Source organism: Paenibacillus sp. JJ-100, from assembly GCF_948329825.1.
Classification (GTDB): domain Bacteria; phylum Bacillota; class Bacilli; order Paenibacillales; family Paenibacillaceae; genus Paenibacillus.
In genome coordinates, this window is the sequence record NZ_CAOJCM010000004.1 from 217,734 (window position 1) to 241,586 (window position 23,853).

The 23,853-nt window shown below is 45.5% G+C and carries 14 protein-coding genes; 12 read left to right on the plus strand and 2 right to left on the minus strand.

Annotated elements, in window-relative coordinates; all coding sequences use genetic code 11:
* The first annotated feature begins 57 nt into the window (after positions 1 to 57).
* From PQG66_RS16895 to PQG66_RS16925, 7 genes are all read left to right on the plus strand, one after another.
* Positions 58 to 1,062, plus strand: coding sequence for an ABC transporter permease (locus tag PQG66_RS16895; RefSeq protein WP_272039191.1), 1,005 nt, complete (start codon positions 58 to 60; stop codon positions 1,060 to 1,062).
* Positions 1,063 to 1,138: 76 nt separating this feature from the next.
* A complete protein-coding gene (gene nikC / locus PQG66_RS16900; protein ID WP_272038909.1) occupies positions 1,139 to 2,038 on the plus strand; it encodes a nickel transporter permease in 900 nt (299 codons plus the stop codon).
* Positions 2,039 to 2,510: 472 nt separating this feature from the next.
* Complete coding sequence (gene htpG, locus PQG66_RS16905; RefSeq protein ID WP_272038910.1) at positions 2,511 to 4,394, plus strand: molecular chaperone HtpG; 1,884 nt, start codon at positions 2,511 to 2,513, stop codon at positions 4,392 to 4,394.
* Between the two features lie 306 nt (positions 4,395 to 4,700).
* Entirely contained in the window at positions 4,701 to 6,116 is a 1,416-nt protein-coding gene (locus tag PQG66_RS16910) for a deoxyguanosinetriphosphate triphosphohydrolase family protein (protein WP_272038911.1), read from the plus strand.
* A 38-nt stretch (positions 6,117 to 6,154) separates the two neighbouring features.
* Complete coding sequence (locus PQG66_RS16915) at positions 6,155 to 7,126, plus strand: MsnO8 family LLM class oxidoreductase (RefSeq protein ID WP_272038912.1); 972 nt, start codon at positions 6,155 to 6,157, stop codon at positions 7,124 to 7,126.
* A gap of 347 nt (positions 7,127 to 7,473) precedes the next feature.
* Complete coding sequence (locus PQG66_RS16920; RefSeq protein WP_272038913.1) at positions 7,474 to 9,186, plus strand: methyl-accepting chemotaxis protein; 1,713 nt, start codon at positions 7,474 to 7,476, stop codon at positions 9,184 to 9,186.
* A gap of 181 nt (positions 9,187 to 9,367) precedes the next feature.
* Positions 9,368 to 10,315, plus strand: coding sequence for a TRM11 family SAM-dependent methyltransferase (locus PQG66_RS16925; protein ID WP_272038914.1), 948 nt, complete (start codon positions 9,368 to 9,370; stop codon positions 10,313 to 10,315).
* A gap of 136 nt (positions 10,316 to 10,451) precedes the next feature.
* Here the strand turns inward: PQG66_RS16925 and PQG66_RS16930 are convergent, their stop codons facing one another.
* The gene (locus PQG66_RS16930) at positions 10,452 to 11,408 is read right to left on the minus strand and encodes a D-2-hydroxyacid dehydrogenase (protein ID WP_272038915.1); all 957 of its coding nucleotides are present in this window, start codon (positions 11,406 to 11,408) and stop codon (positions 10,452 to 10,454) included.
* Between the two features lie 200 nt (positions 11,409 to 11,608).
* Here PQG66_RS16930 and thpR point away from each other — a divergent pair, with 200 nt between their 5' ends.
* Positions 11,609 to 12,211 carry an RNA 2',3'-cyclic phosphodiesterase gene (gene thpR / locus PQG66_RS16935; protein ID WP_272038916.1) on the plus strand — a complete coding sequence of 201 codons (603 nt, stop codon included), beginning with the start codon at positions 11,609 to 11,611 and terminating at the stop codon, positions 12,209 to 12,211.
* A gap of 130 nt (positions 12,212 to 12,341) precedes the next feature.
* The gene (locus tag PQG66_RS16940) at positions 12,342 to 13,199 is read left to right on the plus strand and encodes a cell wall hydrolase (protein WP_272038917.1); all 858 of its coding nucleotides are present in this window, start codon (positions 12,342 to 12,344) and stop codon (positions 13,197 to 13,199) included.
* A 286-nt stretch (positions 13,200 to 13,485) separates the two neighbouring features.
* On the opposite strand, the gene PQG66_RS16945 is transcribed toward PQG66_RS16940, so the two are convergent.
* Positions 13,486 to 14,700: an MGDG synthase family glycosyltransferase gene (locus PQG66_RS16945; RefSeq protein ID WP_272038918.1), complete on the minus strand. Its 1,215-nt coding sequence runs from the start codon at positions 14,698 to 14,700 to the stop codon at positions 13,486 to 13,488.
* A gap of 415 nt (positions 14,701 to 15,115) precedes the next feature.
* Here PQG66_RS16945 and PQG66_RS16950 point away from each other — a divergent pair, with 415 nt between their 5' ends.
* The 3 genes from PQG66_RS16950 (at position 15,116) to gltB (ending at position 23,426) form a co-directional block, all read left to right on the plus strand.
* Complete coding sequence (locus tag PQG66_RS16950) at positions 15,116 to 15,712, plus strand: TetR/AcrR family transcriptional regulator (RefSeq protein ID WP_272038919.1); 597 nt, start codon at positions 15,116 to 15,118, stop codon at positions 15,710 to 15,712.
* A gap of 160 nt (positions 15,713 to 15,872) precedes the next feature.
* Complete coding sequence (locus PQG66_RS16955) at positions 15,873 to 18,155, plus strand: YhgE/Pip family protein (RefSeq protein ID WP_272038920.1); 2,283 nt, start codon at positions 15,873 to 15,875, stop codon at positions 18,153 to 18,155.
* 672 nt (positions 18,156 to 18,827) lie between these two features.
* The gene (gene gltB, locus PQG66_RS16960) at positions 18,828 to 23,426 is read left to right on the plus strand and encodes a glutamate synthase large subunit (protein WP_272038921.1); all 4,599 of its coding nucleotides are present in this window, start codon (positions 18,828 to 18,830) and stop codon (positions 23,424 to 23,426) included.
* The last annotated feature ends 427 nt before the right edge of the window (positions 23,427 to 23,853 follow it).

The following is a 23,853-nucleotide window of genomic DNA, read 5'->3' on the forward strand; positions in this document are numbered from 1 at the left end:
CTAATCTGGAGGACTGAATCGAATACGCATGATACGTTTAGGGCAGGTGATCTGGAAGTGAACAGCTATATTGTCAAACGTGTGCTGGTATTGCTGCCCGTTTTGCTGGGCATGACATTGATCGTTTTTTCCATCATTCACGCGATACCTGGTGATCCGGCCGAGACGATTCTGGGGCAAAAAGCAACCGAACAATCCAAGCAAGCTCTTCGAGACCAGCTTGGGCTAGATAAACCCTGGTTCCAGCAATATTTCGCCTATCTGGGTGACTTGCTGAAAGGAGATCTGGGCACATCCATTCGCACCAAAGTGCCTATTGCCCAGGAAATTGTGCCTTATTTGACAGCAACGCTCGAACTCACGATGGCGAGTATGTTGTTTGCTGTCATCATTGGTGTCAATGCAGGGATTGTTAGTGCATGGAAGCACAACTCCTGGTTTGATTACTGCTGTATGGTGATTGCTCTTGTCGGAGTATCCATGCCGATCTTCTGGCTTGGTCTAATGGAACAATGGCTGTTTGCCAACAAACTGCAATGGCTGCCATCGATCGGACGAATGAACGCACGTGATCCGGTGGAAGCGATTACAGGTTTGTATGTGCTGGACACGATGCTTGCTGGACGCTGGGATCAGTTGTGGACGGTGACCAAACATCTAATTCTGCCAAGTATAGCGCTCGGTACCATTCCGATGGCTGTAATTGCAAGAATGACCCGTTCCAGTATGCTGGAAGTGATGAGCTCGGATTATATTCGTACCGCCAAGGCGAAAGGGCTGGGGCCATTTTTTGTCGTATATGGACATGCACTCAAAAATGCATTCATTCCTGTACTAACCGTTATCGGTATTCAGACCGGGTCGCTGCTGGGAGGTGCGGTGCTGACAGAAACAATCTTTGCGTGGCCGGGTGTGGGGCGCTATATATATGAAGCAATCAGTTCACGGGACTATCCTGTGATTCAGAGTGGAATCCTGATTGTGGCTTTCTTTTTCGTATTGATCAATCTGATTGTCGACCTGCTATATGCCGTATTTGATCCGAGGATCAGCTACAAGTAGAGAGGGGCAATAATATCGATGCAGTCAGCTGTTGACCTTGTAGTAATCTATTTAAGTTCAGCAAAGGAGAACCTGTATGGCCAAACTCTCAACCAATACCGGACAAACTGTTGATACAGTTCACACGAGCAGATCAGGTCCCTGGCGTGAGGCATGGAGGACGTTTCGGCGGAATCGGCTTGCCTTGGCGGGTTTGATCATTATAATATTTTTCATCCTACTGGCCTTTCTTGCACCATATATTGCGCCGTACGATTACAAGGAACAGGTGCTGCAGGACCGGCTTCAAGCACCCTCAGCAGAGCATTGGTTTGGAACGGATGACTTGGGACGAGATGTGTTTTCCCGTGTAATACATGGAGCACGAATATCGTTGTGGGTCGGTTTTTTCTCCGTAATCGGTTCGATCATTGCAGGAGCGCTGCTGGGACTGGTTGCAGGGTTTTACGGGAAATGGGCGGATATGCTGATCTCGCGTCTGTTTGATATTTTGCTGGCGTTTCCGGGCATATTGCTAGCCATTGCCATTGTTGCGATTCTGGGTCCGTCGCTGCAGAATGCGTTGCTCGCCATTGCTATCGTGAATATACCAACCTATGGTCGGTTGGTGAGGTCGCGCGTGCTTAGTTTGCGCCAAGAGGAGTTTATTACATCGGCGCGAACGCTGGGAGCAGGGAACGGACGCATCTTGTTTCGACATATTTTACCGAACAGTCTTACTCCCCTCATTGTGCAAGGCACACTGGGGATTGGTACGGCCATCATAGAGGCGGCTGCACTGGGGTTCCTGGGCATGGGGGCTCAACCTCCGGATCCCGAGTGGGGGAAAATGTTGTCGGATTCCCGTCAGTATATCCAAAAGGCCCCTTGGACATTAATTTTTCCGGGTCTCTCTATCATGCTGACTGTACTCGGCTTTAACCTGATGGGCGATGGTCTGCGTGACACACTTGATCCCAAAATGGCGAAGAAGTAATGAACGTAAAGAGAGTTAGAGAGTAAGGATCATAGAGTATAGAGTAAAGAGTATTGAGTAATCAATGAGAGAGTATATTCATTCCCTATCTACCGATCATCAAGGGACATATGTATCCGCAAATCTGAGGGCGAATGTGCTGTTCTGGCATCATACATCTCATCTGAATACGCCGTCCCGAATATCCATTCGAGACGGTTTTTTGTATTGGCAGAGGAAGTGCGATAAACTGTGAGGAGGGGTCAATTAGTGTGGAGGATTCTCTTCTTGTGACAACGTGGAATCAATCATTTTGTTAAAATAACCTTTGTCGTATTGACACCCAATTTTCCCATATGTTATATAAAAAGAAGGGTTTAGCACTCTGGTTATTCGAGTGCTAACAATAAAGCGAATACACACCACTACATCTCAGTGGTTTTACTTCTCAACCAATCATTCGATATCCAAATTTGAAAGGAGCACTTCATTCATGGCGGTTAAAAAAGAATTTCAGGCAGAATCCAAACGTTTGCTGGATATGATGATCAACTCCATTTACACTCAGAAGGAAATTTTCCTCAGAGAGCTGATCTCCAACTCCAGCGACGCGATCGACAAAATTTATTACAAAGCACTGACAGACGACACACTCGTTTTCAACAAAGAGGATTACTTCATCAAGCTTACAATCGACAAGGAAAACCGTACGCTTACGATTACCGATACTGGAATTGGTATGAGCCAGGAAGAGCTGGAGAACAACCTGGGTGTGATCGCGAAGAGTGGTTCCTTGGCATTCAAAAAAGAGAACGAAGCCAAAGACGGCCATAACATTATCGGCCAATTTGGAGTAGGTTTCTACTCCGCGTTTATGGTGGCGGACAAGCTGACCGTAACGAGTAAAACGCTCGGCAGTAATGAGGCTTGGAGATGGGAATCCGAAGGTGCGGATGGTTACACGATTACCCCTGCTGAGAAAGACACTGTAGGTACAGAGATCGTTTTAACAATCAAACAAAACACTGAAGAAGACTCCTATGATGAGTTTTTGGAAGAGTACCGCCTGAGATCCATCATCAAGAAATACTCCGACTTCATTCGTTATCCAATCAAGATGGATGTGACAAGTCAACGTCCGAAGGAAGGCACAGAGAACGAGTTTGAGGAGTACAAGGAAGAACAAACGATCAACAGCATGGTGCCGATCTGGCGCAAAAATAAAAGCGAGTTAACCGAAGAAGACTACACCAACTTCTATATGGAGAAACGGTACGGTTTTGACAAACCGCTCAAACATCTGCATATTAGCGCGGATGGCGCGGTGGTGTACAATGCGATTCTGTTTATCCCGGAGAACACGCCGTTTGACTACTACACCAAAGAGTATGAAAAAGGTCTGGAACTATACTCCAACGGTGTATTGATTATGGATAAGTGCGGCGACCTGCTGCCAGATTACTTTGGTTTTGTGAAAGGGATGGTGGATTCCGAGGATCTGTCTCTGAACATCTCCCGTGAACTGCTTCAGCATGACCGTCAGCTCAGCTTGATTGCGAAGAATATCAAAAACAAGATCAAAAGCCAGCTACTAAGCTTGCTCAAAGACGAGCGTGAGAACTATGAGAAGTTCTACAAAGCCTTTGGTCGTCAACTGAAGTATGGCGTATATAGTGATTATGGCGCAAACAAGGATACACTGCAGGATCTGCTGCTATTCACGTCCTCCAAAGAGAACAAGCTGGTAAGCCTGGACGAGTACGTCTCCAGAATGCCGGAAGATCAGAAGTACATCTATTATGCTGCGGGTGAGTCGGTCAGCCGAATTGAGAAGCTGCCACAGATCGAGGGCGTATTAGAGAAAGGGTATGAAGTGCTCTACTTCACGGACGATATCGACGAATTCGCGATCAAAATGATCATGAACTATAAAGAAAAAGAATTTAAATCAATCTCCAGCGGTGACTTGGGCATCGAAGATAGTGCAGAGAAAGAAGAGAATCAAGCACAGGACAATGACAACAAGGAATTGTTCGAAGCGATGCAGGCACAGCTCGAGGGCAAAGTTAAAGCGGTAAAAGCGTCCAAACGTCTTCGCAGCCATCCGGTGTGCTTGTCCACGGAGGGTGAACTGACGATTGAGATGGAGAAGGTGCTCAAAGCCATGCCGAACAGTGGCGACGTACAGGCAGACAAAGTGCTGGAGATCAACGTGAATCATGATGTGTTTAAATCGTTGAAAGATGCTTTTGCACAAGATAAGGAAAAACTGAGTCTGTACACGAGCTTGCTATATCACCAAGCCCTGCTGATTGAGGGATTGCCAATTCAGGACCCTGTTGAGTTTACTAATGATATCTGCAAAGTGATGGTATAAGACCGGGGTATCAAGACCTGTATGGATTCACCTGAAATATAGCTTATTTTGAAGTTAGCCCCGACAGGACATGATTGTGCCTGCGGGGTTTTCTTTTAGGTAGAGGTGTTAAATAGGCCAAGCGGTGTAGAACTTGTAATTCTATGCACAGATCATAGTCTCGCAGGGTATAATATACAGAGAGAGGGCTGTACATCACTAAAAGATGTAAGAAGAGTTGACATGACAGGCAGATTTTACTTTTGGAAACTGTAGATGTTGTGTATAATCACTCAAAATAGAGACAGCCGGCTAGGAGTGATTCACATGCAATGGAATGATTTGAGAGAACATAGACAATATCCTGAACTTACTAAGCTGGATGGCTCTCGCGCAGCATACGAACGAGACTATTCAAGATTAATTCATTCGCCAACCTTCCGGCGTTTGCAAGGTAAATCACAAGTGTTTGGAGCAGGTACGGGAGATTATTACCGGACACGCTTGACCCATTCCCTTGAGGTGGCACAGATTGCACGAGAAGCGGCAAGAAGCTTGCTGCGGAGGCACCCGGAAGTAGACTGGAGTCAAGCAGAGAGCCCCGGCCTGATCATTGATTCGGAAGTAGTCGAATGTGCGGCAATCGCACATGATTTCGGTCATCCGCCTTTTGGACATAAAGGGGAAGAAGTGTTAGATGGCATTTTGGATGATTTGATCAACAGTGAGACGAAGAAAATCATGAAGAAAAGTCGTGCAGCGAAAGCACCTAAGGCTGAATCCGACGTGCGAGCGGAGCTGAAGCGGAAATATGAACATTTTGAAGGGAACGCTCATAACTTCCGCCTGATTATGTTTTTGGAAAAACGGGAAGATATTGACGGGCTGAATCTGTCGGATGCCGTACTGCTCGGAATTAACAAGTATCCATACCCAGGAATTGAGAGCAAGAAAGGCATGTACCACCATGAATGGCAGTACATCCGTGACATACGGGAGCGTTGGAACATTCCGGCAGGCAAGAAAACGCTTGAAGCTCAGCTGATGGATCTCTGTGACGACATTGCTTATTCCGCGCATGATCTGGAGGATGGGATCAAAGCTGGTAAAATCGAGGTGCATGAGCATTTTCTGCAAGACCAGCATATCAACCGGCTCATCGTAGACAAAATTACGACACTCGATGATCTGTTCTGGAAAGGATGGACAAGAGAATCGATCTCAGAAAAAGTGGAAGAAGTCCTTGCATCGTTTCTGCGCATCTGGAATGAAAAAATGCCTTACTGTGAACACGATTACTCGCGTACCCGTCGTGAGGTCAAAGCTTACTGGGTCAGCCTTTTCGTGGGCAGTCTGGGTGTAATTGATGATGGGGATTGGAAAAAGGTAACTTTCGTCCGCGAAGGTGTGGAAGATCTCGATATGCTGCGCACCGTAAGTGTGCTCAAGAGCTTCGCCTGGGTAACCATGATCCGGGATCTACGCGTGCAGCGTTTGCAGAAACGCAGTGAATGGATGATTCAGCGACTCTGGGATGCATTTCTTGATCCGGAAACGTCGAAATCCATCATTCCTTCGGATTGGCTGCAACGGTTCGAGAAGGATCAGGCCAAAGCTCAGCCGATCTGGACGTGGGAGCACATGGTAATCGATTATATCGCAGGGATGACGGACGCATTCGCGGAGAAAATATATAATGAACTCTACGGCTTGAAGGTTGGTTCCATCTACGACCTGGATTAATAGAAGCACATGCATCCCTATCAAAGGAGTTAGAGGATTTGACTACGAGCTTCAACAAGAACTTAAATGAGAACGTAGAGCGATTCAGTCTGGGTGTGCTGGACCTTGTTCCCAGACTGAATGGTGCAAACGCTGAGCATGCCCTTCGGCAAGCAGTCCTGCTGGCTCAACAAGCGGAGGCGTGGGGTTACACACGGTATTGGACATCCGAACATCATGATATGGCTGATCTTGCTTCTGCGGCTCCGGAGGTACTGCTGGCTCATATTGGGGCGAAGACGGATACCATACAGCTTGGTTCGGGAGCGGTATTGCTTCCGCATTACAGCCCGCTCAAGGTTGCGGAGTCGTTCCGCCTGTTGGCATCACTCTATCCAGGACGTATGGAGCTAGGGCTGGGACGGGCTCCTGGTGGAGGTCCTCATGCAACGATGGCACTTAGTGGCAACTATTTGCAACACGTTTCGAATCTTCCCGCCAAGCTTGCTGCGTTAACCGAGCTGCTGGAAGACCGATATGTATATGAGGATGTTCCGGTTACTGCACGGCCTATTCCGGAGATCCCACTATCTCTGTGGATGCTGGGTACCAATGTCAAAAGTGCAGTATATGCTGCTCAGTTTGGTATGGGATATGTGTTTGGTCAATTCATGAGCGATTCAGATGGAGTAGAAGCGGTTAACCGATATCGGGAAGCATTTGTTCCAAGTGTTCATATGAAACAGCCCCAAGTCATGGTAGCGGTGAGCGCAATGTGTGCTGCTTCAGAGAGCGATGCTCTAAGCTGGAGCTGTGAGAAGGTGAGTGAACCTGAATTAAATCCGGCAGGGGATCACAAAGTTATGCGTCATGTCGCTGGAACCCCTGAACAAGTGTGGCAGTATATTCGGCAGTTAGGACAGAGACTGAATACGAATCAGATCCTTGTCGTAACAGATGGTCCTGATTATGAACGCAGGCTTGAATCCTACCGTTTACTGGTGGAGAACCGGGGGGACGGGTTTATCTAACATTTGTTAACGACTTCTCAAGAAATGAACGAAATGGATACTGAATTGAATGATGGGTAAATTGAACGAAACCTTGCTAATCTTGCGTAGATGATGCCTGGAAACCTATGAGTTGCAGATCTGAATGATTCCGGATATTGCAGCTCATTTTTTTGAGTTTGCTTGAGTCTAGCATAGACGATCTAATTAAGCATTTACAGACAAAAGAAAGCGGAAACAATCTGAGGTTGTCTGCCGCTCGCTAGAATATGGATAGTGCATTTTGCAAGAGGCAAATCGCTGGATTTAATAATGGAAATAGCACTCAATTCTAAAACTGAAGAAAGTTATGATGAGGGAGGAAAGCTATGTTCAGCAGATTTAAAATCAAAAGTCTCAGTCTGCGCATTAGCATCGCGTTTTATTTGTTTATCCTCTGTTTAATCATTCTGAGCGTCATCATCATTGGCCGAATGAATTCAATTGAGACGAACACAAATGATATTACAGGTAAATGGATGTCTTCTATTCAGGAGATTAACCGTTTGAATTATACAACAGAGCATATTTTATCTTTGAGTTATCGTTACTTTGATGCAGAATCATCCGACAAGTCAGTGATCAACGAAGAACGTACAAAATATATTCGTGAAACCGCACAGGTAATCACTATTTATGATAAACAGAGCAAGTCTGCGGTAGAGGCAGAACACTGGACATCTTTTAAAAGTAAATGGGAGACTTACCTCAAAGTTAACACACAGGCGATTCGATTAAGTGACGAGGGACAGACTCAGCTGGCTAAAGAAGTAATTGCTAAAGGCGCAGAGTCCTTTGATGCGATGCAGGTCGATCTGAATTATCTCGTCAATTATAATCAGCTACAATCGGATATTTCAGCCGCCAAAACCATTCGTTCTGTTCAAGATGGTAGACTATCTGTCATCTTTGGGTTACTTGCCATGATCATCATTACCGCAGTTTTTGTGCCCATTATCCGTGTGCAGGTCGTAAAACCGCTGCTTCGTGTGATCAGTTCTGTTAAATTGATCGCTGATGGTCAACTAAATATTCAAGATATACATATTAAATATGAAGATGAGGTTGGTGTACTGGCCAAAGCAGTCAATGAGATGAAAGGTAATCTGACTTCGATGGTGTGGAATGTGAAGCGTGTAGCGGAAACAGTGAATCGTCAGAGCAATGAATTAGCCATCGCTTCTGAAGAAGTGAAGATCGGCAGCCAGCAAATTGCTATGACGATGGAGGAATCAGCCAAAGCAGCCGAAAGTCAGGCGCAAACTGCTATAGAGTCGGCTCGTACTGTAGAAGAATTGAATAATCATATTCAGAAGCGTGCTGAGCAAGGAAATCAACTTCGTGCCTTGTCCGGCCAAGTGATTGAACAGGGGGAACGTGGCAGCAAAGCCATGGAAGAAACTGTGCAACAGATGCAGCAGATCGCCAGCACCGTGTTGTCCTCTATGAGGAAGATGGAGCAACTAAATCGTAAAAATGAGGATATCTCCAAGCTGATTCAGGTTATTCATGATATTGCTCGTCAAACGAACCTGCTGGCACTTAATGCGTCAATTGAAGCTGTACGCGCTGGAGAGAGTGGGCGTGGTTTTGCCGTTGTAGCATCGGAAGTTCGTAAACTGTCTGAAGAGGTTCAAGCATCAGTGGAAGAGATTACAACCATTACTCAGAACATTCAGCAGGATTCTCAAGGGGTAGTAAATGAATTACGTTTAGGTGTGCAGGAGACGGAACTCGGACAAAAGCGTGTATTTACTTCGGGTCAGTTGTTCAGAACTATTAATACATCGGTCGAAGGCATGGTAGAGGTGATCGGCGCCATGTCGGAAGGGCTTGTCGTTATGGGCGAGAGCAGTGGTCGCATGAATGATTTGAGTCAGCAGATTTCTGCAGTGTCGGAGCAATCAGCAGCAAGTGCGGAGCAGGTCTCCGCCTCAACGGAGGAACAGATGAGTTCAATGGAAACCATTAGCGATAACATTCAAACGCTGAAGGAACTGTCCGGCGATTTGCTTACATCAATTGAAAAGTTAAAAGTGTAGCGGCTTCTCTATAACCTTCTATATATAATAGAAGGAACAGGGTAAAACAATTGTTTGAACAAAGGTCAATTTGTCCGACAAAATTAAAATTAAGACCAGGTACTAAATTTTAGAAAATGGAATTCCTGAGATTTAAAAGCTTTTTTTGGTCAAAGTAGATGCAAGAAACGAGGTAAACGATTTGCGAACTAAATATGTATACACCTTTGCCTGTCATGAAAATGAATATGAATTATGCCAGCTTGAACTATACACACTGCTGAAGCCAGCGGAAGAGGTGGATTATACCAATAGCTCATATGTTTGGTCTGAACGTTGCATTCCTCCAGGCAGGAGCCCCTTTATTCATGGTCGACTGGATGTGATCGGTGAAGGTGCGCAGATAAAGGAACTCTTCCCGATTGCACGAGAAATCCGTTTGAAGCAGGATGAGACATTTAAGGTGGTTTGTTTGAAAGCTGGAGATCATCGGCCTGATTACGACGAGGCACGGAAAATTGAAAAAGAAATAGGTATGTGCATTAATGGAAGAGCGCAAATGAAACAACCTGAAGTGACTTTTGGCCTAATCAAAATAGGAGAAAAATGGATCTTGGGTCAGTGGACAGAATCCGACAAATCATGGCAACTTCATCAGCAGAAACCGCAAAACTACTCGACTGGATTCGGTGTCTCTTTGGCAAGAGCACTGGTTAACATTGCTGTCCCAGAGGGAGCGAACCATCGTTTGCTTGATCCCTGCTGTGGCATGGGAACCGTTGTCATTGAGGCTTTATCGATGGGGATTGATACAAAAGGTAATGACTTGAATGTCCAGGCTGTACGCGGAGCACGAGTGAATCTAGCTCATTTCGGATATGATGCAAAACGAATTACGCAGGGGGATATGAAAGAGTTAGAAGGTGAATATGATTCGTCATTATTAGACATGCCTTACAATCTATGCTCCGTCCTTCCGCCTCAAGAACAGCGACTGATGCTTGCGAAACTGCGCAAATTATCCAGACGAGCGGTTGTTGTTTCCACAGAATGGGTGCAGGAGCACATACTGGAGGCAGGCTGGAAGATAGTTCAGTATATAACTGTAAAAAAGGGTACGTTTGTACGCCATGTTTGGGTATGTAATTAGTTATACGACAGAGTGCATAAAAAAGACTCCAAAAAGGAATAATATCCCTTGTGGAGTCTTTTTGGTCTGTATTCTCTTCAGGAGTGAAATACGGTAAACTTCATTTAAAAATCTTGCGTGGGAACAAATGTTTGTGTTAGTATTTATGACTATAATCGACAAGGTTGAGCGGCAGAGTTTTACCTGCAACGTAGGATTCCAGATTGTTGATGAAAATTTGGAGGGCACGCTCGGTATAATGTTCTGTGCTGCCTGCGATATGAGGGGTAATCAACACATTGTCCATGCTCCAGAGCGGATGATCAGATGGAAGGGGTTCTTCCTCGAACACATCTAGTGCGGCGAATGCGATCTTTTTATTGAGAAGAGCATTCATTAAAGCCTCTGTACTTACACTAGGTCCTCGACCTACGTTTACGAAACAAGCATCTGCCTTGAAATGATCAAATGCATTCTGATTGTAGATATGCCGAGTATCATCGGTTAACGGTAAAATATTTATTACATAGTCACCTTGGCTCAGGGCTTCATATAGTCCGGACATATCGTACATTTGATCAACGTTAGGAACGTCTTTGCCGGAGCGCCTTACGCCAATCGTGCGCATGCCTAGAGCTTTCAGTACCCGAGCCGTTTCAGTTCCAATCTCACCAACACCGACGATAACAGCCGTTTTTCCGTATAGTTCTGGCAAGGCCTTGCCGGGGATCTTCCATTCAGCCTGTTGCTGGTACAGCATGGCTTGTCTTAGCCAGCGGCTGTGGGATAACATCATGCCTAGAATGATTTCGGTTATAGGAATGGCATGAACCCCATTTGCACTGGTGACCTGAATATTTTTATGCTGTAATTTGGCGAACGGCAGATTGTCAACGCCTGCTGACCAGACCTGAATCCATTTCAGGGGGCTGTCCTCATGAAGGGCATATTCCTCGACAAGGGGAGACCAGCCAAGAATAATTTCTGCTTCTTTTATTTCGGCCGGGTCCAGATCCTTTGCTTTACCTACTTTTAAGGTATAACCTGGTGCAGATTTCAGTATTTGTTGCTGTTGTACTTCGGACAAAGATGGAAAACATACGATTTTACCCATAATGTGTATTCCTCCTGAGATCAATGAATTAGTCATTTCAAGTGTATCAGATTCAGTATGTGAAGTGCAGGGGAATGGAAAATGCAGGAATGAAGTCTGATATGCAAAATCGACAGAGTGTGTCACTCTATATTTACCCAGCTTGAAATGATATAGCTGAATATGGAATAATAAAGCGAACTTTAGAGAGGTGTATGCAAATGAATACTCAAGGACTTCAAGAACATGTATCCAGACGTGAACGTCTGTTTATTGCTGTGCGTCTTCCTGGATCTGTTCAGCAATCACTTCATATGCAGACACAGTTAATACGAAATAAGCTTGATTTTCGCAAGTGGACAGACTACAGGGATTATCATATCACTTTGCAATTTTTAGGGGATACGTTGATGAGTGACGTTGGTCATCTGCGATCAGCACTGCATGCTACCGCGACTCAATTCAATGCATTTGATCTGAAGCTTGCCGAATGGGGAACGTTTGGCCTGGAAGAAACACCCAAAGTCCTGTGGAGAGGTGTTAGCGGAGATATAGAACGGTTACATCTTTTACAAAAACAAATTGTTAAGGCAACGACAAGTTTAGGTTTTGAAGCAGAACTAAGAGCTTATCGTCCACATGTTACAGTAGCTAGAAAATATCTCGGTCATCTTCCTGGTATGGATAATCATGGGGTTTCAGAGGTGATTTCAGATCATCATTTTCATGGGGATTCGTGGTCTGTAGAGGGAGTTGTACTTTATGTGACAAGGCTTGGACAAACGCCAATGTATGAGGTGCTGGATACGTTCCCGTTTTCCTGAAAAACTTTTTTATACCATAAACTCACATTGACATTGTGTTTATCCCTATGTAATATTAGCCATCGTTATTCAAATTCTTTTTTTTTGGTTACTTAGATTAGGGAATTGTTTCGACAGGAGGAATCTTCGAATGGAAATTATAAGTAAGAATCGTTGGGTGGCACCGATGTTATCCGTGCTGCTTGTATGTATAATGGGGATCAATGTCGTTCAGGCGGCGGGGAAGTGGAATGAAGAGAGTGATAGCAAACAAATGACGGAGCTTGCGTCTTCGGCGCACGATAACCCAGCATTGCCGCAAGATCAGAGGCCAATGACGGAAGAGGGGACAAGTCTGTCTACAGAGATGCATGTACAATCCGTGACGTGGACTGAGGCTTTGCCAGCGAATAAATGGCTGTCAGCCGCTCAGGAAGAGATAGAACAAAAGAAAGCTGAGGAGAAGCGAAAAGCTCAGGCTATAGCTGCTGCCAAAGCAAAAAAAGAAGCTGCTCTGCGACAGGCCAAATTGGAAAAAGCCAAAGCAGCTGCGGCAACTTCAACTCCCCCCCAAAAACTTTACTTTACGCGGACCGAGCTTCTGAATCAGGAAGATGCCAAACTGGCAACCTGGTCTTACAGTGTGTCCGATAAAGAACTGCTTCTGCTGCAAAAAATCGTCATGGCAGAGGCGGAAGGTGAACCGTACAAAGGCAAAGTGGCAGTTGCTAACGTTGTCTTAAACCGGCTGCGGTCAGCCAATTTTCCCGATACCATTTATAAGGTCATTCATCAGAAATCCCAGTTCAGCCCTGTGGCTAATGGACGCTTGAAGCGGGTAACTCCGAATGAGGATAGTGTTAAAGCAGTTAATGCTGCGCTTAACGGACAGAAGGAAGTCTCTGATGATACGTATTATTTCTTATCATTAACGCTTGCTGACGATCTGACAGTGGCGCGTACGAAGAAAGAAGTAAAAACGATTGGTCATCATACTTTTTACAAGTAAAAGGCCTTATAATTCTGCAAACAGGCAGGGTAGTTAACTATGCGAGTGTTATAGAAGCCCTGAAATTCTAAATAGCAGTTTTATTTCGTCGTTTTTGAGTAACTCTCTATCTGTAATATACCCATTTTTCTGGAAGAAAATACGATAAAATCGAATTGAATCAAAAAAGGTTCCCCACTTTCAGTGATGGGGAACCTTTTTGTATAATCTCAGCTATATTAGCCTCAGGATTAATTAAGTATTATTTATTATAGCTTCAGACGACCTCTAAGCCTCCTTAGAGGCATTATAAGTGAAGTCTGGTACCTGACAAGGGTCTGGTTCCAATTCCAGCTGAGAAGCGATCCAGCGATGTGGTTGTAACATCTAGTTTGGACGGGAAAAGTAAATCGTGTACAGCTTGAGCACAACAAGTTGGATCATAAGGTAAGGAATGCCCAGAAGTAAACCTCGTTTGCTTAGGATGATTCATCTGATCAGGCTCGTTTTCAGATAATTCCCGAAACCGATTGGTAATGACATCGGCGGAGTGAATGATCTGCCCATATCCGGCTTGTACAAAATACTCGCAGTTCTCCTCTTCCTGTCCTGGAAGTGGGGGAATGAACAGCATGGGGAGGCCTTTAGCCATCGCTTCTGTACACGTCATGCCGCCTGGCTTTGTGATCAGGACATCTGAAACATCCATCAGTTTGCTTACTTCCTTCGTGTATCCCAGAATACGTATATTGGGATGCTGGAAGCAAGGGATTTCCTTCATCTTATCAATCATCTTCTGGTTGCTTCCCAGACAGAAGATTAATTGTACCCGATCTGCCCAGGATGCGAGAGCTTTCATATGTTCTTCGTCAAAAGAAAGTCCCCAGCCACCTCCCATAAGCAGAGCTGTTGGCATATTTTCCAATCCCATCTCTTCTCTGAGTTTGACTTTATCACCGGCTTCCCAGAAATCTGGATGAACCGGAATGCCTGTAATCTGGATTTGTGAGGTAGGAACCCCTCGAATCTCAAGCATCGCCTTAACCTGAGGCGTGGAAACCAGATATTTGTTCACTTCAGGGTTGATCCATGTTCCATGTACGTCATAATCCGTAATCAACGTATATAGCGGAATGTTCAGCCCTTGACGTTTAAGTCTGGAAATAACCGCATTGGGAAATGGGTGGGTACAGATGACGATATCCGGCTTTAACTGAGATACGACTTGCGCCGTCTGTGTGTAGAAAATACGGTGCAACGCCAGTTTGGTTAAGCCATTTAATGATTTGTTGTACTGTGTGCGGTACAACAGGCTGACAAGTTTGGGTTGAACCGATAGTGTCTTTCGATATGCAGAAAAGATCAGCGGAGCTACGGTCGGATTCAAAAATTTCCCCAGTTCAATAACACGGCTATGGACATGGGGACTTACTTTTTTGATACCATGTGCCAGAGCGTGAGCTGCCTGTGTGTGACCAGTACCGAATCCTTCTGATAATAAGAGCACTCTTGGTTTTCGCATGAGTTCACCTTTATTCATAAATTTGAGTTAAAATTAAAATTTGAAATGAGAACAATCGTATTTGTGATAGGAACGATTTTGCTTGGTTTGTTTGTTATTACATGAATATACATTAAAACACTGAATCATGTTTCATCCAAGTATAATTTACACCGTATATTATGTTTTGAGACATTTAACTTCAGCTATGAGCGCATTGTATGAGTTACCTTACACTATAGACGACCGCGCAGAGAGTTTCCACTGCATTTCGGTTAAAAAAAATTCATACATATTTTTATTATTAGGCTTGCAATCTTGTTTTTAAGATGTTATTGTAGTTTTTGACCAAATGACCAATTTGTATTTCTGGTCAATTTATAAGGACGATAAACTATTATCACATTTTTATAATAAGCAAGGAGGGGATAATAAGATGGCTCCCATTGACAGGAGACAGCAGGTCATTCATGCAGCCGCCCAGTCGTTTGCCATGTTTGGATATAAAGCAACTACAATGGATCAAGTCGCCAAGATTGCCAATGTAGGCAAAGGCACGATCTATACTTTTTTTACGAACAAAGAGCAGTTATTTGACCAAATCCTGGTAGAGGTCATTCAGGAGATGAAGGTGATTGCGCAGCGTGAAGTCCACCAGGAGAGTGCTTTTTTTGATAATCTGTTTCGGGTGCTTGATGCGTTGCTGGAATTTCGTCGTGACCACGAGTTACTCGTGAAGTTGTCGCAGGAATTGAAGGATTTCGGAACACTGCAGGCCAAAGAAGGTCTGGAAAAAGTGGAGAAAGTTATTACAGAATTTCTGGCCCGTGAATTGGAAAAGGCAAAAGATAGCGGAGAGATCCGAAGTTGCGATCCGCAAGTCGTTGCTTTTATGATGATTCGATTGTATATTGCTTTGACTTCCGACTGGAACAAACATCATGAGCCACTTAGCAAAGAGGATATTAAGAATTACTTCAGCCTTTTCTTAATGGAAGGGATCGCTGCCATCAAACCACTTAATGGAGTGTAGACATTAAAACTTGTCCTGTGACAAGTTTGTTTTTTGCCCTTGATTGACCATATGAGAGAAGTGGTCATCAAGTATTTCGGAAAACATTCCATATATTTTCAGTGTGTTTTCATATTGGATATTCCTGCTATTCAGCAGAGAGATTAAGGGGAGAAATAACATGAAATCATTAAACGTGTTTTTCAAGGATCTAGGATCAGCCGTGAGAAACCCGAAGGTGTTGATCCCTGTCATTGCCATACTGTTTATACCGATCCTGTACAGTGGGATTTACTTGGCGGCTTATTGGGACCCATACGGTCAGGTGGATAAATTGCCAGTAGCCGTTGTGAATCTGGATAAAGGAGCCGAACTGGAGGGTAAGTCACTCCATGTAGGTAAGGACCTTATCGATGAACTGAAGAAAAATGAAGATTTTAAATGGGATTTTGTCAGTGCTTCTCAAGCAAAGGACGGCATGAAAAATGATAAGTATTACATGCAAATTACGATTCCGGAGAACTTTTCATCCCAAGCTACAACATTACTGGATGATAAGCCAGCACCGGCAGAGTTGATCTATGAACCCAATGGGAATTATAACTTCGTTGGTGCACAGATTGGGAAAACAGCCATAAAGGATCTGAAAGCAAAAGTTTCAGCTAAAGTCACAGAATCTTATGCGGAGACACTGCTCGATAAATTCTCCGAGGTCTCCGATGGATTAGTTGAAGCAGGTGATGGTGCAGGGGATCTGAAGAGTGGTGCGGGTAAGCTTGACGACGGGGCAGTGAAACTGAAGGATAACCTAGATAAACTTGCATCCGGTACGCTCAAGCTTCAAGATGGATTATCCCCATTAAGTGATGGCGTTACTTCCCTGCATAACGGAGCTTCGAAACTGGAGAACGGAACGACGAGTCTGGTTTCTGGTTTACAGCAACTTCATGATGCAGCTACGGGGCAACTCCAAAGCGGTGCTGACCAATTGAAAGACGGAAGTGACAAGCTGGCTGCGGGCCTCCAATCTTCATTGGATGGCACAAGCAAGCTGCAAGCGGGTCTTCAATCATCTGAACAAGGTAGCGCCAAATTGTCTGATGGGCTGCAAGCTGCAGTTCAAGGCAGTGGAACGTTGGCAACAGGTCTGCAATCCGCTGTGGATGGTAGTGGCAAGGTTGCTGATGGGGCGCAGGGCGTAGCAGCAGGATTAAAACAACTAGCTGCTAGCAACCCGGAACTGGCAGCAAGTGCAGATATGCAGAAGCTGATTGCGGCAAGTCAGGCTGTTGCTGACGGCAGTGCACAGCTGCATGAGAGCGAGCAAAAGCTGGCTCAAGGAGCTGAACAGCTCCATCAAGGAAATCAGCAACTGGCTTCAGGGGCAACCGAACTGCATGTAGGTCAGCAACAACTTCTTGCTGGATCTACGGAGCTGGTAGATGGGCAGAAGCAACTCGTTACAGGGGCTGAGCAACTCAGCCAAGGTGGAGAGAAGCTCTCCGATGGTTTGAAGCAATTCAGCAGCAAATTAGGCGAGGCAGCTACAGGAGGTAGCCAACTAGCGGCAGGTGCGAAGCAACTAGATGCTGGCACGACTGCATTGCAGACTGGTGTTAGTAAACTTAGTGGCGGTGTTTCGTCTCTGGCTGACGGTTCGAAGCAGCTTGGTGATGGAGCCGACAAACTCGCAAGTGGCCTTACAGAATTGAAAGATGGTTCTGGTGAACTGGCAACCAAACTAAAAGATGCAGCCAAGAAAACATCCGAAGTGAAGAAAACGGATGATGTGGTGAATATGTTTGCAGAACCGGTCAGTTCTTCGGAAGACAAGGCAGAGAACGTAAGTAATTATGGTACAGGTATGACACCATTTTTCCTGTCGATCGGTCTGTTTGTTGGATCGCTGATCTCCACTATAGTTCTGAAAATGCGTGAAACGTCGGTGCCGGGCGTATCGGGGTGGAATCGGTTCGTCAGTCGTACACTGGTGTTTGGTTCGGTGAGTATCCTCCAGTCGGTGATCGTTGCGAGCTTCATGCTGTACGGGCTTGGTCTGGAAACACACAGTACAGGATTATTCTATCTATTTACGATTATAACGGGTCTGACCTTCATGTTGATCGTTCAAGCTCTGGTAACCTGGTTTGATCTGCCTGGACGTTATGTGATCATCTTGCTTCTGGTCTTCCAACTTGCAGCGAGCGCAGGTACCTTCCCATTAGAATTGATTCCTTCATGGCTCCAGGCGATCAGTCAGTGGCTGCCAATGACTCACAGCATTATGGGGCTTAGATCGGTTGTGTCCAGTGGTAATTTCGATGCGATGTGGCATCAGGCAGAAATACTTGTCATCTACGCATGTGTATCTATTCTGCTTACGCTGGGATACTTCTTGTGGAATGGGCGGCGTCCGAAAAAGGAGGCCGAACTGACTGAATCAGGTCAACCCTTGACCGTATAATGAAGTGATCGAACTACCACATGTTTTATTCAAAAAAATGGAATTTACATGTATCGGAATTGTGCAATATAGTAGTCAAATAGTGCAAATGGTCTGAGGCTCATTTATGAGCTTCAGACCTTTTTGTTTACAATGGTATGAAACGGAGAAGCTTGATCGGAAACACGGAATTGAAAATGGTGAAAAAGTGCTCAAATGCTGGTGGTATATAGGGAAGTTTTCTTTTGTTACAAATAAAAATTAGTTGTACTCTGTCATAAAATGTGTATAATTATTCGAAAAAGAAGCCTTTTTTGACATCAATACATTAACGCTGTGCTGTAAAACAAACACTATTTAATATACTAAAAAGTTTAAATTGCGCTGATGTTAGGTCGGTGTTAAACTAATAGAACTATATCAAAGATATGTCGCGTTATAAGAGTAGCCGTTTCCTGCGCTGTGTGTTGTTGTATATATGCTGTTACGGCATTATGGGTGACAACTCTTCGCTCACGGTCTTTAAACCGCAACCGCAATACCAGTCTCACAACAGATAGCTCAAGCTGTTATCTCTTCATCTAAGCAGGCTAGCTTATCTAAAGCGAACTGCCTGCTCCTCTCGTTTCATTGTTGCCTGTTGTTATGTTCTTGATCTTTCCGAAATATTTCATTATAGAAAGGTTGTGTTCTATGAGACACATCGGATTGCCTCCAAAACAGGGTCTATATGACCCACAGTTCGAAAAAGATGCATGTGGAATGGGTTTTGTTGCAAATATCAAAGGAGTGCCTTCACACGATATCGTTAGCCAGGCGTTGACCATGCTCAGTAATATGGAGCACCGTGGGGGGCAGGGAAGTGAACCGAATTCCGGTGACGGAGCAGGGATTTTGATTCAGATTCCACATCGTTATTTTGCAAAGGAAGCAGATCGTCTCGGTTTTGCTTTGCCCGAACAAGGTTTTTATGGGGTAGGCATGCTGTTTCTGTCTCATGATCCTGCCGTTCGTGCTGCACATGAAGCAAGCCTGAAAAAAATAGTTGAAGAAGAAGGACAGAGCTTGCTCGGTTTCCGAGATGTCCCTACTTATGATGAGATGTTAGGGCGTTCTGCATTGGCAGCGAAACCTTGTGTACGCCAAGTGTTTATTGGAAGATCGGACGACGTGAAGGATGAGCTTGCATTTGAGCGGAAGTTGTATGTTATTCGGAGACGTGCTGAACTGGCAATTCGTTATTCGGCAGACGAGGCGGAAGGAGAATCGTTCTACTTGCCAAGCTTGTCTTGTCGTAAAGTGGTATACAAAGGCATGCTGACAACGGAGCAGGTAGGCCAGTTTTACCTGGATTTGCAGGAAGAGTTGGTTGAATCAGCCATTGCCCTTGTGCACTCTCGTTTCAGTACGAACACGTTCCCAAGTTGGGAACGTGCTCACCCGTATCGTTTCATGATTCACAACGGTGAGATCAATACGATGCGTGGTAACGTGAATTGGATGCATGCTCGCCAGTCCTTGTTCGAAAGTGAACTTTTCGGCGATGACATTGCAAAGGTAAAACCGGTTATTAATCCCGATGGTTCAGATACAGCGATGTTTGATAACACGCTGGAATTTTTGTATCTGAGCGGACGCTCTTTGCCGCATGTTGCGATGATGATGGTTCCCGAACCATGGAGCACGGATGAAGGCATGGATCCTGCGAAGAAGGCATTCTATGAATACCACAGCACCATGATGGAACCGTGGGATGGACCGGCTGCTATGGCCTTTACGGATGGTTTGCAGATTGGTGCTACGCTGGACCGTAACGGTCTGCGTCCGGCCCGTTATTATGTAACGAAGGATGACCGAATCATTCTTTCTTCGGAAGTTGGTGTGCTGGATATCGCACCCGAAGACATTCTGTATAAAGATCGTCTGCGTCCAGGACGGATGTTGCTCGTAGATACTCAAGAAGGGCGCATTATCTCGGATGAAGAAGTCAAAGCGATAATCGCAGCTGAGAAACCTTACGGAGAGTGGCTTGAAGAGCACTTGATAGATCTGAACGATCTGCCTGAAGCACCGGAGCTCCCAGATCCTAAACATGAAAATGTAACTCAGCTGCAGCTGGCTTACGGTTATACATTTGAAGAACTACGCAAAGTGCTGGAGCCGATGGCGTCCACAGGAATGGAAGCGACAGGTTCCATGGGTTATGATGCACCGCTGGCCGTTCTGTCGGATCGTCCGCAGCGTTTGTATAACTACTTTAAACAGATGTTCGCACAGGTAACTAATCCGCCAATTGATGCAATCCGGGAAGAGATTGTAACATCTACAGCAACAACGATTGGTCCAGAGCGCAACCTGCTTAATCCTGAACCGGAGAGCTGCCGCCAGATTCGTTTGGATACACCCGTTTTATCTAACGAAGATTTTGCTAAGCTCCGCCACGTTCGTCGTCCAGGCTTCCGCTCCATGACGATCCCCATCTTTTTCACTGCTGCAGAAGGAGCGGAAGGACTGCGCAAAGCTATGGACTTGCTCTTTGAAGCAGCAGACCGTGTCATTGACAAAGGACATAATATTTTGATTCTGTCTGATCGCGGAGTAGATGCAGAGAATGCAGCAATACCGGCATTGCTGGCTGTTGCGGGTTTGCATCACCACCTGATCCGTAAGGGGACCAGAACTAAGGTCAGCATTTTGCTCGAGTCGGGAGAGCCACGTGATATTCACCACTACGCGTTGCTTCTGGGGTACGGTGTAAGTGCAGTGAACCCTTATCTGGCATTTGAAACGCTGGATGATATGATTCAGCAGGGCTTGCTGCGCGGGATTTCTCATGAGAAAGCTGTTAAAAATTATATTAAAGCCGCTACCAAAGGCGTTATTAAAATTTTGTCCAAAATGGGCATATCTACTATTCAGTCTTATCGTGGCGCTCAAATTTTTGAAGCCGTTGGTCTGAAATCAGACTTCGTTGACCGCTACTTCACATGGACACCTTCCCGAATCGGAGGGATCGGTCTGGAGGAAGTCGCAGCAGAAGCGTTGACACATCACCACCGTGCTTTCACGGATAAAGACGGGAATGATCGAGTACTCGATTCCGGCGGTGAATATCAATGGCGTCATGATGGGGAAGAGCATTTGTTCAATCCGCAAACGATCCACACATTGCAACATGCTGTCCGTACGGGAGATTACAAGCTGTACAAAAAGTACTCCAAGCTCGTACAGGGTGAGAATGATCAACTGCTCACCATTCGTTCCATGTTGAAGCTGAAACCGGTTGGACCATCCATTCCGCTGGAGGAAGTAGAATCGGTCGAAAACATTATGCGTCGTTTCAAAACCGGTGCGATGTCCTTCGGTTCGATTAGTAAAGAAGCTCACGAAGATTTAGCTATTGCCATGAACCGCGTGGGTGGTAAATCCAATACCGGTGAGGGTGGAGAAGATCCAGCTCGTTTCATTAAAGACAGTAATGGGGATTCTCGCCGCAGTGCAATCAAACAGGTTGCTTCCGGACGTTTTGGTGTAACTTCCAACTATCTGGTGAATGCGGACGAGATTCAGATCAAAATGGCACAAGGCGCTAAACCAGGTGAGGGTGGACAATTGCCTGGACGTAAAGTGTATCCATGGGTTGCCGAAGTTCGTGGCTCCACCCCGGGTGTAGGTCTAATCTCTCCACCTCCGCATCACGACATATACTCTATTGAGGATCTGGCCGAGTTAATCTATGACTTGAAAAATGCCAATCCGCGTGCAGAGATTAACGTGAAGCTGGTATCGGAAGTTGGGGTCGGCACCATTGCGGCAGGTGTAGCCAAAGGGCGTGCGGATATTATCCTCGTCAGCGGTTACGACGGTGGTACAGGGGCATCTCCTCAAGGTTCGATTCGTCATGCGGGTATGCCTTGGGAATTAGGTCTGGCCGAGACGCATCAAACGTTGATGCTGAATAACCTCCGTGATCGTGTTGTTCTGGAGACTGACGGCAAAATGCTGAACGGACGTGACCTTGCAATTGCTGCATTGCTTGGAGCAGAAGAATATGGTTTCTCTACGGCACCGCTCGTTGCACTGGGCTGCATCATGATGCGCGTCTGTCAAATGGATACTTGTCCAGTAGGCGTGGCAACACAGAATCCGGAACTACGCAAAAATTACATGGGTGACCCGGCTCATGTCGTCAATTTCATGCGTTTTGTCGCGGAAGACATGCGTGAAATCATGGCAGAGCTTGGTTTCCGTACAATTCAGGAGATGGTAGGACGTACAGACTGTCTGGAAGCTGTGGAAGCAGTAGACCACTGGAAGAAAAAAGGTGTAGATCTCTCTGTATTGCTACATGTACCTGAGATGCCGGAAGGTTCTGCACGTTATCGCATACAGCATCAGAATCACCAATTGGAAGAGACGCTTGATATGCAGCAGCTCCTGCCACTGGCACAGCCAGCTATCGAATCGGCTCAACCGGTTGAGGCAGTTCTACCAATTACCAATGTGAACCGTGCAGTAGGCACCATCTTGGGGAGTGAGATCACTCGCAAATATGGCCTCGCCGGTTTACCAGAAGATACGGTTCAATTCAAATTTGTCGGCTCAGCCGGACAAAGCTTTGGTGCCTTTGTACCCAAAGGCATGACTCTCACAGTGGAAGGCGATTCTAACGATTATGTGGGTAAAGGGCTTTCTGGAGGCAAGTTGATTGTTATGCCTTCGCCAAAAGCAACATTCGAGGCAGAGAATAACATTATTATCGGGAACACCGCTTTCTATGGAGCGACTAGCGGAGAAGCCTACATTCGTGGTATTGCCGGAGAGCGTTTTGCTGTACGTAACTCAGGAGCCAAAGTTGTCGTTGAGGGTGTAGGCGATCATGGCTGTGAATATATGACAGGTGGGCGTGTCGTCGTACTGGGCGATACAGGTCGTAACTTCGCAGCAGGAATGTCTGGAGGGATTGCCTATGTGTATGATCCCAAAGGGACCTTCTTGCAGCGCTGTAACTTGGAAATGGTTCTTTTGGAGCGCGTCGAAGATGCTTCCGAGATTGATAATCTGCGTGGCATGATTGAGCGTCATGTAACGTATACTGGCAGTGCTGCTGGTCAGCGTATCTTGGATACATGGCAGGATGAACTGAATCAATTCGTGCGTGTGATTCCGAAGGATTTCAAACGCATGACGGAACAGATTGAGCGGGTAAAAGAAACGGGTTTGACCGGTGAGGAAGCATTGCTTGCAGCTTTTGAAGCGAATATGCGGGAGCTTGTACGCACCGGAGGTTAATCATTCGTTTATTTCGTCATAAAACTGTAAAACAAAAGGAGCTTTAAGATGGCCAGAATGGGCCGTCATAAAGCTCTTTTTGTTTTCGACAAAATTAGAACCCGCTCAAAAAAACGTTCTCGCCAAGAGACGACAACATCAAGGAACGTTCTAAAGTATAATTAGTTTAGTTTTCGGAGTGCAGAGAAAGTAAAAGATAAGAGAGGTTAGCGGAATGAACATGAAACATCCAAACAGTGGCGGTTCTAAGCCGACAGGTAAACCCGTTGATGCAATCCCGATAGACATCATGAAAGTGTTATTGCAGTGTGGAATCGACCCCGCGCGTTTGAAGCATTTCGTTTCCTCCGACATCAAACGTTCTTGATCTGGTGCACACCCAAAGAATGGAGGGAATTCATGATACACAAAAAGACCCAGGTACCGA